The 17616-nt window shown below is 31.2% G+C and carries 14 protein-coding genes; 9 read left to right on the forward strand and 5 right to left on the reverse strand.

The window, feature by feature from the left end:
• Window positions 1–5 precede the first annotated feature (5 nt).
• Entirely contained in the window at window positions 6–1088 is a 1083-nt protein-coding gene (locus HA144_RS09415) for an FAD-dependent oxidoreductase (protein ID WP_209043774.1), read from the forward strand.
• Here the strand turns inward: HA144_RS09415 and dnaK are convergent.
• The gene (gene dnaK, locus HA144_RS09420) at window positions 1085–2992 is read right to left on the reverse strand and encodes a molecular chaperone DnaK (protein WP_209043808.1); all 1908 of its coding nucleotides are present in this window, start codon (window positions 2990–2992) and stop codon (window positions 1085–1087) included. The genes HA144_RS09415 and dnaK overlap by 4 nt on opposite strands.
• Window positions 2993–3108: 116 nt before the next feature.
• On the opposite strand from dnaK, the gene HA144_RS09425 reads away from it, so the two are divergent.
• Both HA144_RS09425 and rpsF read left to right on the forward strand, forming a co-directional pair.
• The gene (locus HA144_RS09425) at window positions 3109–3969 is read left to right on the forward strand and encodes a shikimate dehydrogenase (protein WP_209043775.1); all 861 of its coding nucleotides are present in this window, start codon (window positions 3109–3111) and stop codon (window positions 3967–3969) included.
• Window positions 3970–4074: 105 nt separating this feature from the next.
• Entirely contained in the window at window positions 4075–4536 is a 462-nt protein-coding gene (gene rpsF / locus HA144_RS09430; protein WP_209043776.1) for a 30S ribosomal protein S6, read from the forward strand.
• A gap of 3 nt (window positions 4537–4539) precedes the next feature.
• Here rpsF and HA144_RS09435 read toward each other — a convergent pair whose 3' ends face one another.
• Entirely contained in the window at window positions 4540–5754 is a 1215-nt protein-coding gene (locus tag HA144_RS09435; protein ID WP_209043777.1) for an argininosuccinate synthase, read from the reverse strand.
• A gap of 284 nt (window positions 5755–6038) precedes the next feature.
• On the opposite strand from HA144_RS09435, the gene HA144_RS09440 reads away from it, so the two are divergent.
• The 3 genes from HA144_RS09440 to HA144_RS09450 are packed head-to-tail and all read left to right on the forward strand — an operon-like array spanning window position 6039 to window position 7633.
• Window positions 6039–6317: a DUF3134 family protein gene (locus tag HA144_RS09440; RefSeq protein ID WP_209043778.1), complete on the forward strand. Its 279-nt coding sequence runs from the start codon at window positions 6039–6041 to the stop codon at window positions 6315–6317.
• Window positions 6301–7377 carry a phospho-N-acetylmuramoyl-pentapeptide-transferase gene (gene mraY, locus HA144_RS09445; RefSeq protein WP_209043779.1) on the forward strand — a complete coding sequence of 359 codons (1077 nt, stop codon included), beginning with the start codon at window positions 6301–6303 and terminating at the stop codon, window positions 7375–7377. Before HA144_RS09440 ends, mraY begins: the two co-directional genes overlap by 17 nt.
• Before the next feature lie 10 nt (window positions 7378–7387).
• Window positions 7388–7633, forward strand: a complete 246-nt coding sequence (locus HA144_RS09450) for a hypothetical protein (RefSeq protein ID WP_209043780.1) — start codon at window positions 7388–7390, stop codon at window positions 7631–7633.
• Here the strand turns inward: HA144_RS09450 and HA144_RS09455 are convergent.
• The 3 genes from HA144_RS09455 to HA144_RS09465 form a co-directional block, all read right to left on the reverse strand.
• Window positions 7567–8976, reverse strand: a complete 1410-nt coding sequence (locus tag HA144_RS09455; protein ID WP_209043781.1) for a glycosyltransferase — start codon at window positions 8974–8976, stop codon at window positions 7567–7569. The genes HA144_RS09450 and HA144_RS09455 overlap by 67 nt on opposite strands.
• Window positions 8977–9177: 201 nt before the next feature.
• The gene (uvrA, locus tag HA144_RS09460; RefSeq protein WP_209043782.1) at window positions 9178–12081 is read right to left on the reverse strand and encodes an excinuclease ABC subunit UvrA; all 2904 of its coding nucleotides are present in this window, start codon (window positions 12079–12081) and stop codon (window positions 9178–9180) included.
• A 53-nt stretch (window positions 12082–12134) separates the two neighbouring features.
• The gene (locus HA144_RS09465; RefSeq protein ID WP_209043783.1) at window positions 12135–13814 is read right to left on the reverse strand and encodes an AAA family ATPase; all 1680 of its coding nucleotides are present in this window, start codon (window positions 13812–13814) and stop codon (window positions 12135–12137) included.
• A 68-nt stretch (window positions 13815–13882) separates the two neighbouring features.
• Between HA144_RS09465 and HA144_RS09470 the strand changes: the two genes are divergently transcribed.
• The 3 genes from HA144_RS09470 to thrC are packed head-to-tail and all read left to right on the forward strand — an operon-like array spanning window position 13883 to window position 17423.
• Window positions 13883–15739, forward strand: a complete 1857-nt coding sequence (locus tag HA144_RS09470; protein ID WP_209043784.1) for an ABC1 kinase family protein — start codon at window positions 13883–13885, stop codon at window positions 15737–15739.
• A gap of 1 nt (window position 15740) precedes the next feature.
• The gene (locus tag HA144_RS09475) at window positions 15741–16313 is read left to right on the forward strand and encodes an alpha/beta hydrolase (RefSeq protein WP_209043785.1); all 573 of its coding nucleotides are present in this window, start codon (window positions 15741–15743) and stop codon (window positions 16311–16313) included.
• 6 nt (window positions 16314–16319) lie between these two features.
• Entirely contained in the window at window positions 16320–17423 is a 1104-nt protein-coding gene (gene thrC, locus HA144_RS09480) for a threonine synthase (RefSeq protein ID WP_209043786.1), read from the forward strand.
• The last annotated feature ends 193 nt before the right edge of the window (window positions 17424–17616 follow it).

Genomic DNA, 17616 nt, shown 5'->3' on the forward strand with positions numbered 1-17616 from the left:
TATCAATGAATAGCTTAAAAGAAAATTTTAAAAAAGCACACATAATTATTATTGGATCTGGAATTATTGGAAAATTTAATGCTTTAGAATTATCAGAATTAGGTTTTCAAATAACAATAATAGATCCAAATCAACTCCAAAATAGTAGCAATGCAGCTTTAGGATTACTAATGGGTAATATGTATCAAAAAAGAAGAGGTAGAAGTTGGGATCTCAGGAAACAAAGCATTGAATTATGGCCAAAATGGATTGGATTCCTGCAAAAATTTAATAATAATTTAAATATAGAAAAACCATTAATACAACTAACTACGAATGAAGAAAAGTTTGAAAAATTAAAGAAATTTATTTATGAAAATAATGACCTAAACTTACAAATTTTAGAAAGAGATTCAATAATTATCAGAAATATAAATCAAGTCTTCCAAACAAAAAATATAAAAGGTTTGATTTCCTTCGATGATGGAAGAATAAATGCTACATCTTTACTTAAGACAATAGATAAATATCTAAAAAATAAAAACATAAATTTTGTAAATGAAGAAATAATAAAAATCAGAAAATCAAAGAATCAATGGTTTACTACAACAAAAAACAATAGAGATATCAAATCTGACATAGTTATTTTGTGTAATTCTCTAAGAGCGGTTGATTTAATAGATCACCTCTCTCACAACATCAAATTAAAACCTGTTTTAGGTCAAGCTATAGAAGTTGTTATAAATGATGCAGAAGTTGATTTATTAACACTTCCAAAACAATTCAATATAAATGGTAAAAATATAATTCCAATATCAAAAAATAAACTTATTATTGGTTCAACGGACGAATATAGTATAAAGCCAGAAAAAAATATTTTTGAAAAAATTACAAATTTCCTAGATAAAAAACCAACTTGGCTTATCAACGGTCAAGTCACGAAAAAATGGTTTGGAGTAAGGTCTAGACCTGAAGGTGAACCCTCACCAATAATGAAGAATTTTGGAGATGGGCTAATTATATGTACAGGTTTTTATAAAAATGGAATTCTACTTGCGCCAGCTTGTTCTAAATGGGTTGCTAATGAAATTAAAAATTACTTTTGCTAATCTTTTGATTCAGTAAAGTCTGCATCAATTACATCATCTCCACCTTTATCATTTGATTCAGTCTGATCAGGACCGCTCGTTGAACCAGGGGATGGAGGCTGGTTACCTGGTTGCTGATAAACAGATGAACCGACTGCATAGAGTTCTTGTTGAAGCTCTTCAAGGAGTTTTTTCATTGATTCATAGTCCTCTTTTGAAGTTGCGTCTTTTAAAGCATTGCTTTTTTCTTCAACCTTCGACTTTGCTGCAGCATCAATTTTATCTCCCAATTCGCCAAGTTGCTTTTCTGTCTGATAAACAAGTGTCTCAGCTTGGTTCTTTAAATCAATTTTTTCTCTTTTTTCTTTATCTACGGATGCATTGGATTCTGCATCTTTAACCATTTTTTCAACCTCATTATCAGATAAAGTTGAAGCACCAGTGATAGAGATACTTTGCTCTTTACCACTCCCTTTATCTTTAGCTGTAACACTAAGTATACCGTTTGCATCGATATCAAATGTCACTTCAATTTGTGGAACACCTCTTGGTGCTGATGGAATACCATCTAATCTAAAAGTTCCTAAACTTTTGTTATCAGATGCCATTTCTCTTTCACCCTGTAATACATGTATCTCTACATTAGTTTGTCCGTCAACAGCAGTAGAATATGTCTCAGATTTCTTCGTAGGAACTGTAGTATTTCTATTTATCATCTTTGTCATAACCCCTCCTAAAGTTTCTACACCTAAAGAAAGTGGAGTGACATCAAGCAACAATATATCTTTAACTTCGCCTGCTAAAACTCCTCCTTGAATAGCTGCTCCAACAGCAACTACTTCATCAGGATTAACAGTTTGATTGGGTTCTTTACCTATTATCTTATTAACTAAATCTAAAACTGCAGGTATCCTGGATGAACCTCCCACCATAACAACTTCATCAATTTCACTAGTAGAGATTTTTGCATCACTTATAGCTCTTTCAACTGGGGTTTTGCACCTATCAATTAAAGAAGCTGCTAATTCCTCAAATTTTGCTCTAGTTAGATTCAAATCCAAATGTTTTGGACCTTCAGGGGTCGCTGTGATAAATGGCAAATTTATTTCACTTTGCGTTGCATTTGAAAGCTCAATTTTTGCTTTTTCTGCTGCTTCAGTAAGTCGTTGTAAAGCCTGCTTATCTTGTCTAAGATCAATTCCCTCATTTGATTTAAAAGTACTTGCTAAATGGTCTACGATACACCTATCAAAATCATCACCACCTAAATGTGTATCTCCAGATGTTGATAGAACTTCAGTTACTCCATCACCAGCTTCAATAACTGAAACATCAAATGTTCCTCCACCTAAATCAAATACAAGAATTTTTTCATTTTCTTTATCCAAACCATAAGCTAGAGCTGCAGCAGTTGGCTCATTAACAATTCTTAGAACTTCTAACCCTGCAATCTTTCCTGCATCTTTTGTAGCCTGTCTTTGAGAATCATTAAAATAAGCTGGAACAGTAATTACAGCTTGTGTAACTTTTTCACCAAGATATTTACCCGCATCATCTGCTAACTTTCTTAAAACTTGAGAACTAACCTCTTCAGGCGAAAACTGCTTGTCTAAAATAGGACACTTTAATTTGACACTAGAACCAGATTTTTCAACAGAATAACTAACCTCTTTAGATTCTTCATTTACTTCATCAACTCTTCGACCAACAAAACGCTTTGCAGAATAAAAAGTATTTTCAGGATTCATAACAGCTTGTCTTTTTGCAATCTGTCCAACTAGCTGATCTTGATTTTTTGTATATGCAACAACTGATGGAGTAGTTCTGAAACCCTCAGCATTTGCTATTACAGTAGGTTTACCACCTTCCATTACAGCGACACAACTATTAGTTGTTCCTAAATCGATTCCTACAACCTTACCCATGGGTAAATTCTCATATTTGATATTCTCCATAATCGGTCATCGGCGTCATTATTGTTACTCAAAGACGGGGTGTGGTTCCCGAACAGATCATTATTTTTTAAGCAAAAATTCTAAACATGATTTCAAGTAAGACATCTTTTATTGCATTGATTGGCAACCCAGTAAGCCATTCCTTGTCACCGATTATGCAAAATGCTGCCTTTCAATATTTAGGCCTAGATTTAATTTATATTGCTATTCCATGCAAAGATGAAGATCTAGAATTAGTTCTGAATTCTTTGAAAAAAATTAATTGCAAAGGTTTAAATATTACAATTCCCCATAAAGAGAAAGTATTTAAACTTTGTAGTGAAATTTCCCCTATTGCAAGCAAACTTAAAGCAATTAATACTCTAAAATTAAATTCTGAAAAAGAATGGAGCGCAACTAATACAGATGTAGAAGGATTTATTTATCCGTTAAAAACATTAAACTTAACAAAAAAGCAATCTATTGTTCTTGGCTCAGGTGGTGCAGCACGATCTGTTATTCAAGGATTAATAAATTTAAATCTTTCAAAAATTTCAGTAGTATCACGGAACAGATCATCACTTGATAAATTAATAAAAAATTTTGAAAATCAAATTGGAATTCAGGGTTTGTTAAATAATGATAATCAAGCTCAAAATTTGATTGAAGAAGCAGATTTAGTTGTAAATACAACACCGGTAGGAATGAAAACATCCAAAAATAGGATTAATGTATTGCCATATGGGGAGTCTTTTTGGAGATCTCTAAACTCAAAAACAATTGTTTATGATTTAATCTACAACCCTGCGCCAACTCATCTATTAAACTTTAGTGCCAAAAAAGGATGCATGACTATCGATGGTTTGCAAATGCTTGTTGCTCAGGGATTAAAATCATTGTCTTTTTGGACAAATGGCTTAGAAGTTCCTTTTCATATTATGAATGAAGCGCTCAAAAGTAATCTTTAAAAGAATTTATTCTAATTTTCAAGGATATGCACGTCATGATGTATCGTTAAAGATGAACAGACGCTCATCACATTAATTTTTGAGCCAAAGACCTTGTCTGAAACTATGAACGATCAACATTCTTATTACGAAACCATGTATATCCTCCGCCCAGATATTGCGGAAGATCAAGTAACTAACCATATTGATAAATACAACAAGCTTCTAGAAGAATTTGGCGGTACCATTCTCGATAGTCAAATGAGAGGTAAGAGAAGATTAGCCTATCAAATAGCAAAACATAGAGAAGGTATTTACGTTCAACTGAGTCATCAAGGTGATGGACAACATATTTTCAAAATTGAAAAAGCAATGAGACTTAGTGAAGATGTTATAAGATATATGACCGTTAAACAAGAAGGGCCTTTACCAACTCCAAGACCTTCCACAAAGAGTTCAGCTCAAACAAGTGATCAAGAGAATTCAGAAAATAAAGTTGAATCTAAAGAAAAACAACCAGTAGTAAGCACAGATACTTCAACTTCAGGTAAAGGTGATACTGAAACCAAACAAAATCCAGAATCTTAAATATTAATCTTTTGTTTTTGAATGTAACTCAGCCCATATTTTATTAGACATACCCCACATATAAATAAAACCCTCTGCTAAAGAATGATTAAAAATATCTTCTTTGCTATAAGTTGCTAAATCTTCCCTATAAAGAGAATTATTTTCCGACATTCTCCCAATTACTATTGCATTCCCCTTATGAAGTCTAATTTTTACTCTTCCATTAACTGAAGATTGTGTCGATGTAATAAATGCATCTAAACTTTCTTTAAGAGGTCCAAACCAAAAACCTTGATAGACTAATTGACCCCATTTTTTTTCCACTATTCCCTTAAATTCAACAACATCTGGGTTCAATGTAATGCTCTCTAATTCCTTGTGAGCTTTGATTAAAAGTAAGAGGCCAGGTGTTTCGTAAATCTCTCTACTTTTAATTCCTACTACTCGGTCTTCAATCATATCTATTCTTCCAAAACCATGCGCACCTGAAAGTTCATTTGCTTTTTGAATAATCTCTACTGGAGTTAAAAATTCATCATTAATTCCCACTGGAAAGCCATTTTTAAAAACAATCTCTATATCTTGAGGGGAATCAGGTGAATTATCAATTGATGATGTCATCGAAAATATATCTTCAGGTGCTTCTTGCATGGGGTCTTCTAAAATCCCTGCTTCAATACTCCTACCAAGTAAGTTAACGTCAATTGAATATGGTGATTTTTTTGATACAGGTGCAGGAATACCAAATTTTTCTCCATACACTATTGCCTCTTCCCTACTCATATTCCACTCCCTTGCAGGAGTGATTATTTTCAAATCAGGGCCTAAAGCATTAATTGCCAAATCAAATCTAACTTGATCATTACCTTTACCAGTGCATCCATGAGCTACTGCATCAGCATTAATCTCTCGAGCAATATTTACGAGATTTTCAGCAATCAAAGGCCTTGCAAGAGCTGTAGATAAAGGATATTTATCTAAATATAGTGCGTTTGCTCTAATAGCTGGAAAAGCGTATCTCTCAACAAAACTATTAACTAAATTACCAATGATCGATTGAGATGCACCTGAATTTAAAGCTTTTTGCTTTATAAGTTCTAAATCCTCGCCTTGCCCAAGATCTGCTACAAAAGTAACGACTTCTGAAATACCATATTCATTCTTTAAATATGGAATACAAACGCTTGTATCTACACCGCCAGAATACGCTAGTACAACTTTCTTTACCTGCTGCATCTAAATTTGCTCCATAAATTTAAATTTTTGATGTAACTAAGAATTTGAAAACTTAAGAAAAACTAATATTATTGTAACTAAAAGAGCTGGACCAAAAACCAATAACAATAGAAGAAAGTTATTAATTATTAAAACATTAGGATTTAAATATCCAAAAAGTTTAAATAATCCAGACAGCAACAATGAAATTAGCCAAATAAAAAAGAATTTTAAATTTGCTTTATCAAACAAAGTTTTTCGTGTGCATCATTATGTATTATCTTATATATAGAACATTACCTTTAATGGAATCAAATAAACTAAAACTCAGATTAGACGATATTTCAGAAGTCAACCCTGCATTAACTTGTTACCACAGAGATGATCCAGCTCCTGTTTTGCCATTAAGAGATGAACCTGATCTACTATCTTGGCTTGAAAATACAGGCAGACTTGTTGCAGAGAAAGAAGGAGATTCTCAAGAAATTAGTACTATAGAAGAAGAAGAACTTTCAGCATTAATGGGAGAAAAAGAAGATTACAAAACTGAAGAAGAGCCTTCAGAAGATGATTGGGAAGATTAAAAAGTTTAACTTCAAATCGTTATTAATATTAAATACTTTTACTTTAATAGTCACCTCATATTTTTTTAAGAATTTTTTTCTAATAGGAGTTTTCACATTATTTTTTTTTATTTCTTTATTAACCACAAGGAATGGTCTAGTAATAATCAGAAAATTAAATATACTTCAAAATATTAGAACCGAAGGTCCTACCAGTCACTATAAAAAAAATGATACTCCAACAATGGGTGGGGTTTTTATGATAATCCCTTTTTTAATTTTTCTTTTGATAATAACAATAAATTTAAGTTCTCTAAAACTATTTCTTTTATTACTCACTATTTTTAGCTTCTTTATTATAGGGGTTTTAGATGATTATTTAAGTATTAAAAATAGAGAAAATAGAGGATTAAAAACAAAAGAAAAATTTTTCTTACAAAGTATCATCTCAATAATTTTTATATTGTTAGTTTATGAAAAAAATTTAATAAATCCATTAATAACAGTATCTGACTCTTGGGGAATAAATATGAATTTTTTTATATTACCAATTTCTTTTTTGGTACTAGTTGGCATGAGTAATTCAGTAAATTTGACTGATGGCTTAGATGGATTAGCAGCTGGATGCAGTGGGATTATCTTTTGTGGATTAGGGACAGAAATATTAATGAAAGAACAGCAAGAACTTTTTATTTTCAGTATCTTATGTTATTCAATGTCAGGAATATGCTTAGGATTTCTCAAATATAATTGTTATCCTGCAAAAATATTTATGGGTGACACAGGATCTCTAAGTATTGGTGCAATTCTCGGTTCTATAGCGTTATTAACTGATAGCGTTTTTACCTTATCTATTTTCTCAGGTATATTTATTGTTGAATCATTATCAGTAATAATTCAAGTATGTTTTTTTAAAATTACAAAAAGATTATTTCATAATGGAAAACGCATATTTTTAATGGCACCACTACATCACCATTTTGAACTTAAAGGAGTAAAGGAAGATAAAATAGTAGAAACTTTTTGGAAAATCAACATTTTACTTGTGATTTTAGGTATAGTTTTAAAAATAAATCTATAAGAAATTTGTTATGAGTTTTTTTACATGGAAAGATAATGGATTAACAAGTGACTGCTCAAGTCTTGACGCAATGGCATCGAGATTCGAAGAAACAGCTAATTTAATGAAAAAACTATCTAAGAAAGGCTTCAAACTAAAGAGAACACATAACAACCAACTAATTCTTCACCCTGATCCTAAAGTATTTAATCAATGGGGTTTTATAAGTGAAGAACTTCCTTTTAAACAACTCTGTTTAATATCAGATGAGGAATAACTATTTGACCTTGAAAACTCTTCTATAAGTATTGATAAATAATTGCGTACATGAGTATTCCAACTAAAGTGCCTATTAACACCTTCAATTCCATTTCTACTCCATAATTTCCACTGATCGATATTAAAAATTCCTTTTTCGAGGACAACTTTCAACTTATTGATATCGGTAACATCTACTAGAAGTCCATTTTCACATTTTGAACGAATTTCCTTTGGTCCTCCATCATTTGTTGATATTATTGGCAATCCACATGAGGAAGCTTCAAGAAGAGTTAATCCAAAAGGCTCCGTTAAAGCTGGATTAACGAATACACCCCCTCTGCTAGCAGCCCACCTATAAATAGCAGGTATCTGACTTGGAAGATGCTTTTTTGGATAAGCTACCTTTCCATACAAATTATATTTATCAATCGTTTCAAAAATATTGTGGAATACATCTTTTTGCTGAGATTCAAGTTTTGAAGTACTATCTCGACAACCCAAAATCAAAATTAAATTAGTTTTTCTTTTTAATTTCTCAGATCTTCCGTATGCCTCAATCAAAGAAGGAATATTTTTTCTTCGTACAGCTCTAGAAATCGTCAAAAATGGAGGTTTTGTAGAATCCTTAAGAAAAGGTTTCATCATATTATCAATTTCAGCTGTCTCTGATGTTGAATGAATATGGTGAAACTTATTGTGATCAACACCAGGTGGGATTACTTTAGCTTTGTGAGGTGAAAAAGAAGAATATTGAGAATATTGGTAAACTGATTCTTGTTTAGTGCTTGTTACAATAATATCTGCAGACTTTAACACTTTTTCTTCTGCCTCAATCCTTTTACTTATAGAATAAAGTTTTTCTATTTGATTAGTTTTTAAACCAGTATCAAGTAATTTCCTTTTTTTCTCTCTCCCTAAAGAATGCCCAGTAAAAATAAGCGGTACTTTTAAGGATTTGCTTAGTTTAACGCCTACATATCCAGCATCTGCATAGTGTGCATGAATAAAATCGGGCTTTCTATTTTTTTTATAATAAGAAATAAGGCTTTCGGTTAAATGATCTAAATAAGGCCAAAGCAATTCCTTTCTTAAATATTTATTAGGTCCAAATTTAAATCTTAAAATTCTAACTCCAGGTTCTACAAATTCCTCTTCTTGTGAATATTCATTGTCTACTTTAGGGTCATTGATTAAACGAGTGACTAAATCCACTTGGTCAACATCAGAAGTATTAGCCAAACTTTTAACTAACTCTAAAACGTATTGTGTTTGCCCTCCTGTATCTGCATCTCTGCCTAATTCAAGATTTTTAGCGCGTATAAGGCCATGTAAATGTAAATGTAAAAATTTAAACCTCATTCAGCAAATCCTCAGATCAAACGCCTTTAATAGAGATAAGATGAATTTCAAGAGAAAATATTAAGAAAGCATTATGATTTAAAAAATTTAAAATGTAAAAGCTTTTAAAAAAGCAGATACAGACTAATGTAGTACGATTTTAAAGACAACTTTAGTTTTGCTCAGATAATTAAAAATACAAAGAAATACAACAAAGATTTTTTATTTGAGAACTTTTTTAAGATATTTTGCTGTATGACTTGTGGGGTGTTTAGCTACATCTTCAGGAGTACCTTCTGCAATAATTTCGCCACCTTTATCTCCTCCATCAGGTCCTAAATCAATAATCCAATCAGAACATCTGATTACATCTAAATTGTGTTCGATAACAATTACAGAATTACCTTTATCTACTAAACGTTGTATAACATCCATTAATTTATGAACATCATAAAAACTTAATCCTGTAGTTGGTTCATCAATCAAATATAAAGTTTTTCCAGTAGCCCTTTTAGATAATTCTGTAGCTAACTTAACTCTTTGAGCTTCTCCTCCAGATAATGTAGGTGCAGGTTGGCCTAATTTGACATAGCCTAAGCCAACATCTACTAATGTAGATAGTCTATCAGCAGCTTGAGGTATAGCAGAAAAAGTTTCTGCAGCTTGTTCAACAGTCATCTCTAAAACATCAGATATGTTGAATCCTTTGTATTTAACTTGAAGAGTTTCTCTATTAAACCGTGCTCCTTTACATACTTCACATTGAACATAAACATCAGGTAAAAAATTCATTTCGATAACATTAACTCCCTGGCCTTTACAGGCCTCACATCTTCCTCCTTTAACATTAAAACTAAATTGGCCAGCCTGATAACCCCTTGCTTTGGCTTCAACAGTGGCAGTAAATATCTGCCTTATAGGATCAAAAGCACCTGTATATGTGGCAGGGTTTGATCTTGGGGTTCTCCCTATTGGAGATTGATCAATAACAATAACCTTATCAATTGCCTTTATACCCTTTAACTCTTTTACACCTTGAGGAAAAGGAACTTTTAATCCTAAAGAATGACATAAGGCAGGGTGAAGCAATTCATTTATCAAAGTACTTTTGCCACTACCGCTTACACCTGTTACAGAAACTAATCTTCCTAAAGGAAATTCTACAGATACATTTTTTAAATTATTTTTAGAACAATTATTTAAAATTAAACTTTTTTTAAAAGATGATCTTCGTTCTTTTGGAGTGGGAATAGACTTCCTACCACTAAGATAAGCCCCAGTTAATGACCTCTCTGAATTCAATACATCTTGATATGATCCCTTAGCAATTATTTCGCCACCATAAACGCCTGCTCCTGGACCAATATCTACTAAATAATCTGCTGATTTCATAGTATCTTCATCATGTTCAACAACCACTAAAGTATTACCAAGGTCTCTTAAGTTTTTTAATGTTTCTAGTAATCTGTCATTATCTCTTTGATGTAAACCAATACTTGGTTCATCTAATACATATAAAACGCCGGTAAGGCCTGCTCCAATTTGCGTAGCTAATCTAATGCGCTGAGCTTCTCCGCCAGACAAAGTCATGGCTGGTCTATCTAAAGTTAAATAATCTAGGCCAACGTTAATTAAAAACTTCAAACGTAAACGAATCTCTTTTAAAACCAATTCACCTATCTGCTTTTGTTTTTCTGATAGAGATATATTTTCCTTCTTTGTCTTAGCTAATCCCATGATTCGCTCGATGTGAAATAGGGTTTCCGAAACGCTTATAGAAGTTAAGTCAGTAATATTATATGGACCAAGTTTAACAGCCAAAGCTTCAGGTCTTAATCTTTGTCCAGAACATGTCTTACAAGGTACTAATTCTAGGTACTTTTCTAATTTTTGTTTAACTAATTCTCCATTGGATTCATTAAGTTGCCTTTCTAATATTGGTAAAATTCCCTCAAAAGGTCTTTCAAAACCACTAGAAGTTTTGAAGCGGCTATCAGCTTGAATTAATATTGGTTTATCTGATCCCAAAAGTAGGACTTTCTTTTGTAAATCACTTAAATCTTTCCAAGGAGTTTTTAATTCAAAACCATAAGCTTGCCCTACAGAATAAAGTAAAGAGAAATAATAAGTATTATCTTTTTCACTCCAAGGGGCTATTGCAGCATAAACAGGTAATGTTTTATCTGGTATGACTCTATCAGCAGTAAATTTTTTTAAATATCCAATCCCATGACAGTCAGGACAAGCCCCATATGGACTATTAAAGGAAAATAATCTCGGAGAAAGTTCATCTACTATAGAGCCATGTACAGGACATGCATAATTTTCTGAATAAAGTTTTTCTCTAACTAAGTTAGGAGGTAAGTTTTCTCCTTTTTTTGGAACAACTTCTACAATTGCTAAACCATCGCCTCGTTTAAGGCAAGTTTGTAGAGAATCATTTAATCTTTCCTGTATTCCTTCTCTTGCAATTAATCTATCAACTACTACTTCAATATTATGAATTTGATTTTTATCTAATTCAATACTGTCAGCAAGTTCTCTTACCTCGCCGTTAATTCTTACCCTAGCGAAGCCCTCCGCAGCAAGTCCACTTATTAATTTTGTATGCGTTCCTTTCTTCCCTCTTACAACAGGAGCCAGTAATTGGTACCTTGTTCCTTCTGGCAATAAAAGAATATTATCAACCATTTCATCAATTGTTTGAGGAGCTATTGGAATCCCACAGTGATGACAATGTGGCTCGCCAGCACGACCAAACAACAGCCTTAAATAATCTTGAATTTCTGTTACTGTTCCAACTGTTGATCGAGGATTATGACTTGTGGATTTTTGATCAATTGAAATAGCGGGTGATAAGCCCTCAATATTATCCACATCTGGTTTATCTACTTGACCTAAAAATTGTCTTGCATATGCTGAAAGACTCTCAACATATCTTCTCTGACCTTCAGCAAAAATTGTATCAAAAGCCAAAGAACTTTTTCCGCTTCCACTCACACCTGTAAAAACTATAAATTTGTTCCTAGGTAGTGAAAGGTCAATATTTTTTAAATTATGCTGACGTGCTCCCCTAATGTTAATTGAGTTATCTCTTTCAAAAGTATTATCTATTTTATTAACCATGTTTAAATCTATCTATGATTTAAAAAGACTATTATAGTAGAATTATTTCTATTTTATGCTGCAGTTTGATCGAGAAGTCTAGATGCATAATCATTTAGTTCAGAAGAACCTCCACCAATGAGTTCCATTAATTCATTTTTTCTTTGTTTTTTTGTGGTTAGTTTTAATATTGAGGTATAAGTTATTCCATTAATTACGTTTTTAATAACTTTAAAATGTGCCAATCCTCGAGCAGCTAAGAAAGGCTGATGTGTAATACATAAAATCTGTTGATCTTTTGAAATATTTTTTATTAGCTCAACCAAAGAAAATAAAGATTTACCACTTAGACCATTATCAATTTCATCTAAAAAGAATGTATTTGGTTTTTTTGAAATACTAGATTTTATAGCTAATAAGAATCTTGACATCTCACCTCCAGAAATAACATCTGACAATGGAGCTAACTTCTGATCAGGATTAGCAGAAAACAAGAAATTTATATTATCAATTCCATCGCTAGAAGGTTTACATTCTGAAAATTGAATAGAAAAATTTGCATTTTCTAATCCTAGATTTCTTAAGATCGAGATTACTGAATCTTGTAACTCTTTAGCAATTTTTTTTCTTTCAGTAGATTGAGAAGAAAATAAGGAATTTAAATTACTTTGTAAATTTTTGATTTTATTTTCCAAATCACGAATGTCATTGTCTTGATCATTTTTTATAAAATATGTCCTTAATTTATCTCGCTTTTCAATTAATTGAGGTAGATCCAATGAAAAAGTTCTCTCCAAGTTTTTTAAGAAAAATAATCTTTTTTGTATTTCTGAAAGATTATATTCATTATTATCTATGCCTTGTATATATGAGTTTAAGTCGAAAATCAGATCTTCAACATAAGTTTGAATATGTAATAACTTTTCTCTAAAATTTTGAATTTTTAAGTCAAAATCTGCTGTTCTATTTAAATTTTTTATCGATTGATTTATCAAAAACGAAACTGATGGTTGATCATGACTGAAATTATTTAAATTTTCTAAAGATGATTGAATTGAATTATTTATTTCGAGATTATTTACAAGTTTTTTTTCTATTTGCTCTAATTCTATGATTTCCTTACTGGAATCTAGATTTGCTTCCTCTAAACTCTTCAACATTTGTTTTATTACTAAGTTAGTTTCTTCTTGCTTCTGAGAGGATTCTATTTTTTCATTCATTAATCTTTTTAAAACCTCACATTCCAACCACAATTTTTTAATCTTTGCAACATTATCTCTCGATTCTTGCGAACATAAATCATCAATAATTAATCTTCTCTTGTCTTGAGAATCAAATACAAAAGTATCTGATTGACCAGCAAAATCAATTAATAACCGACCAAGTTCTTCTAATAATTTTTTATTAATTGATAAATTGTTTAGGCTATATTTAGATAAAACTTTATTATTTTTTTTATAAGATTTTCTTCTGATATTTAATACTGAAGAACTGCATTCAAAACCATTACTAATTAACCAGTTTTTAATTTCTAAAGTAGAAGAAAATTTTGCCTCAATGGAACAATGATCTTTTCCTGGACGTATTAAGTGCTTTAAAGGTATATTAGTTCCACCAAATAAAACATTTAAGGAATCTAAAATCAGTGATTTTCCTGAACCAGAATCCCCAGTAATGATGTTCAAACCTTTTTCAAAATTAATTTCTATAATCTCTATTAAGGCAATATTCTCTATCTTTAATTGTATTAACATGATAAATCTTCCTTATAAAAAAATTAACTTCTTTTTTAAAAAAATAAAGGTTTTAAATATATAAAGTTATGAAAGAGGATTTTACTGATTTTATTGAAGTATCTGGACTGCTGGATTATGATCCAGAAACAATATCCAAAATTTACAAAAAAAACCCAAAAAGACTTTTAAAAAGACTTTGGCAAACACTAATACCTATTTTTGCCTATTTATTTTCTGTTGGGTGGGATAAATTAACTGGTAGATTGACAAATGAAGAGATAGCAAGGTTTAGAGCAAAAGAATTAACAAATTTATTAGTTGAACTTGGGCCAGCATTTGTTAAAGCAGGTCAAGCTTTATCAACACGACCAGATATTATTCCAGTGATTCTTCTTGAAGAATTATCTGAACTGCAAGATCAACTACCAGGTTTTGAAGGAGATAAAGCTATGGAATTAATAGAGGAAGATTTAGGCTCTTCAATAGATGAATTTTTCTTGGAAATTGATAAAGAGCCAATTTCTGCTGCATCGTTAGGACAAGTACACAAAGCCAAACTGAAGAATAAGGAAGTTGTTGCAGTTAAAGTCCAACGACCAGGTTTAAGAGAACAAATAACTCTAGATCTTTACATAGTAAGAAATATTGCTTATTGGCTAAAAAATAATATTGGATTAATAAGAAGTGATCTCGTAGCTTTAATTGATGAATTGGGTAAAAGAGTATTTGAAGAAATGGATTATTTAAATGAAGCATGTAATGCTGAAAAATTTAGAAATATGCATAAACATAACCAAATGATCGCTGTTCCAAAAATTTACAAGGAAATATCATCAAGAAGAGTGTTAACAATGGAATGGATAGATGGAACGAAATTAACCAATTTAGAAGATGTAAAAAAATTAGGAATCGATCCCGATAAAATGATTAATATTGGGGTCCAATGCAGTTTAGAACAACTTTTAGAACATGGTTTTTTTCATGCTGACCCACATCCTGGGAACTTATTAGCTTTAAAAGATGGCAGATTATGTTACCTAGATTTTGGAATGATGAGTGAAGTTTCAAGAGACTCTAGGTCTGGCTTAATACAAGCAGTCGTACATTTGGTCAATAAAAACTTTGATAAATTATCTCAGGATTTTGTAAAGTTAGGATTCCTATCAGAAGAAGTAAATCTAGAACCAATAGTTCCAGCATTTCAAAATGTTTTTACCAACGCCGTTGAACAAGGGGTTTCAAAAATGGATTTCAAAAGCGTTACAGATGATATGTCGGGAATCATGTATAAATTCCCTTTTAAATTACCTCCTTACTATGCACTTATAATTAGATCATTGCTTACTTTAGAAGGAATTGCTTTAAGCGTAGATCCAAACTTTAAAATATTAGGTGCGGCTTATCCATATTTTGCGAGAAGACTTATGGAAGATCCTGATCCACAATTAAGAGAAAGTTTAAAAGAAATGCTCTTTGATGATAAAAAATTTAAGTGGGACCGTTTAGAAGATTTACTATCTAATGCTGCGAAGCAGACAAATCTTGATTTAGAAAAACTTTTAGATGAAGTAATAAATCTTCTCTTTTCTCCTAAAGGAGGTTTTCTTAGAAATGAAATAATTGAAGGATTAACAAATCAAATAGATTTATTAAGTTTGAAAATATTAAAAAATTTAAATAACTACTTACCAAGCTCAATTAAATTAAATATGACGAATGAAAATAATAATTTAAGAGACCTTATAATGTATGTAGAACCATTAAGAAACTTTTTGGATATTTTACAAAAAGTTCCGGGTTATTCCATTGATATTTTTATAAAACGATTACCTAGACTAATAAGTGAGCCCTATACAAAAGAAATGAGCATAAAAATTGCAAAAAAAGTTACAGAAAAAGGAATGGTTAGACTAGTTAAAATTGCCGCTGGCACAAATATTTAAAATGAAATCAAATAAGTTTTTAATATTAAAATTATTTTTTATTGTAATAGGTTTTCAATTTCTTTTTAATATTTCAAAAGTTGAGGCTGCTGAAGAAATAAAAATCATATATAGCATATTTTCTAGAACAATAAATGTGGATTCATTAAAAACTTATGCTAATAAGGGGTATTCAACAAAAAAATTAAAGAGGATTCTAAAAGCAACAGGTTCTACGGATAAAGAAATCAGAGCAGTATTAAATAAAGATTTTGAAGTTCCTATTACAATTGCAAACAAATTAGTATATTCTGAGATAGGTAATGTTTTTTTAACAAGACTTTCATCTATTATCCACCCGTCTAGGGCAAATGATGAAAGAACAGGTATGTTAGCTCTGAGGGCAAGTGTAATTCAAGGTATTAACCTAGGAAATGGAAAAATAAATCTAGTAAATTTTTTTGAAGGATACCCAACAAAAACTGTAATTTTAAACGTCAACGCTTTAAGCAAAGTTATGAATAAAGTAGAATCAATTTCAGAATTACTAGACTTTTTTACAAATTCTCCTCTAGATAAAATCAAAACAAATTAAAGAATTATGGTGCTATTGAATAAAATCAAAAATAAACTACGTATAAATTACAGAAAAAAAAGATGGCCAGGTTTAATTGAAGCTTATAAACAATATCTACCAGTTACAGATAGAACTCCTATCATTTCTCTTAATGAAGGAAATACACCGCTTATACATAGTGACACTATCAGCAAACTAATTGGAAATGGAACTAAAGTTTTTTTAAAATATGATGGTCTAAATCCAACGGGTTCATTTAAAGATCGTGGCATGACTATGGCCATTAGCAAAGCAAAGGAAGAAGGCCGTCAAGCTGTTATTTGCGCAAGTACTGGTAATACCTCTGCTGCCGCTGCTGCCTATGCGTCTAGGGGGGGATTAAAACCATATGTTTTAATCCCAGAAGGTTTTGTTGCTCAAGGTAAACTTGCACAAGCTTTAATGTATGGAGCAGAAATAATATCTATAAATGGAAACTTTGATAAAGCATTAGAAATTGTAAGAGATTTATCTTCAGCACAACCTATAGAACTTGTTAATTCTGTTAATCCATATCGAATACAAGGCCAAAAGACAGCAGCTTTTGAAATTGTTGATGACTTAGGTATTGCACCTGATTGGTTGTGTATTCCAATGGGCAATGCAGGAAATATAACTGCTTATTGGTTAGGTTTTAAAGAATATTCAAAAATAAAAAGAAATTTAAAATTACCTACTATGATGGGCTTTCAGTCTGAAGGTTCTGCTCCACTAGTACAAAATATAATAGTTAAAAATCCAGAGACAATTGCAACAGCAATAAGAATTGGAAATCCTGTGAATAGAGAAAAAGCTAAAGAAGTAAAAAAAGAAAGCAAAGGAGACTTTCAGTCAGTTACAGATGAAGAGATAATCAATGCTTATAAAATCTTGGCCAAAGAAGGTGTTTTTTGTGAGCCAGCCAGTGCGGCATCAGTTGCTGGGCTCATTAAAAATAAAAACAGAATTCAAAAAGAATCGACTATTGTTTGTGTCCTTACTGGAAATGGATTGAAGGACCCTGATTGCGCTATAAAAAATAATGATGCTGTGTTTAGGAAAAATATTGAACCTTCGTTAAAAAATATAACTCAAATCTTGGGATATTAAATCCAAAAGAAAAAGTGTCTGTGGAAATCAATTTAAAAGTAAAACTTATTTGTTGAAAAACATATCAAAAGTAATGCGGTTTGTTGAATCATTTTTAAGTTATTAAAAAAAATTGAATTTGTTCAACAAATTTTAAATTTTTTCCACTTTTTTAAATCTTCAAAAACGTAATGAATCAGGGTTTTTGGATAAA

The organism is Prochlorococcus marinus XMU1404, assembly GCF_017696175.1.
GTDB classification, from domain to species: domain Bacteria; phylum Cyanobacteriota; class Cyanobacteriia; order PCC-6307; family Cyanobiaceae; genus Prochlorococcus_A; species Prochlorococcus_A marinus_X.